The sequence below is a fragment of the Streptomyces sp. NRRL S-37 genome, from assembly GCF_000721605.1.
GTDB lineage: Bacteria > Actinomycetota > Actinomycetes > Streptomycetales > Streptomycetaceae > Streptomyces.
On sequence record NZ_JOIZ01000076.1, the window covers coordinates 1 to 1,222 of the forward strand.

The 1,222-nt window shown below is 73.2% G+C and carries 1 protein-coding gene; it reads right to left on the reverse strand.

Translation table 11 applies throughout. From position 1 onward, the window contains the following. Window positions 1–1,222: SDR family oxidoreductase (locus IH50_RS43265; protein ID WP_030872950.1), on the reverse strand; the 1,222-nt coding region annotated here is incomplete at both ends.

Sequence of the window (1,222 nt, forward strand, 5' to 3'; positions counted from 1 at the left end):
ACCACCGGCCGACGAGAACAACACGAACGCCGCCAGATCCAGCCCCCGCGTGGCCTCGTGCAGCCACCACGCCGCATCCGCCTTCGGAGCCAGCACACCGTCCACCCGCTCCGGCGACAACGCACCCACCAGCCCGTTGTCCCCCACACCCGCGGCATGCACCACCGCCAGCAGACCACGATCCGCCGCGAGTGACGTGACCAGGGCGTGAACCGCCTCCCGGTCCGACACATCACAGGCGACGATGTCGGCGCGGGCTCCCATCCCCCGCAGTTCCTCGGCGAGCTCTCCGGCACCGGGGGCGTCGGGGCCGCGCCGGGAGGTCAGGACCAGGTCCCGCACCCCACGCTCGGCCACCAGATAACGGGCGACCACCGCACCCAGACCACCCGTGCCGCCCGTGATCAGGACCGCACCGGCACCGTCCAGCGCGGGCACGTCCTCGGTCGCGGTCGCGGGCAGGCGGGTCAGGCGCGGCACCAGCACCACGCCGTCCCGCACCGCCACCTCCGGCTCACCCGCGACCACGGCCGCCACGGCCATGTCCACCTCGGCGCCTGGCTCGACGTCGGCCAGGGCGAAGCGCCCGGGGTTCTCCGCCAGCGCCGCACGCACCAGACCCCACACCGGAGCCTGCACCACATCACCGGCCGAACCCACGGCAACCGCGCCCCGCGTGACCACTATCAGACGCGAGCCGGCGAACCGCTCACCGGCCAGCCACTCCCGCACCACACCCAGCACCCGGTGCACCACCGACCGCACACCCACCGGCACATCCACACCGGCAAGCGAAGAAGCACTGGCACCGCAGTCCAGGACCACCGTCCCCGGCACGTCCTCGGCCTGCGTCACGTCTTCCCACGGCGTCCACGCCGCACCGGCGGCACCGGCAGTCCCCGGGACCCATTCAATGCCGTACAGCGCGCCCGCGTCACCGGACGCCGTGCCCAGCTGGTCCGCCGAGACCGGCCGGCCCACCATGGAGCCGACCGACATCACGGGTGCGCCCGACACATCGGCGACCGCGATGCGCATTCCGCCGTCGTCGGACCTGTCGATGCGGATGCGGACGGCGGAGGCGCCGACCGCGTGCAGACGCACACCGTTCCAGGCGAACGGGATCACCGTCTCGCCCTCCCCGTCGTTCAGGATCGCCGCATGCATCGACGCGTCCAGCAACGCCGGATGCAGACCGAACCCACCGGCCTCCCCCACCGAC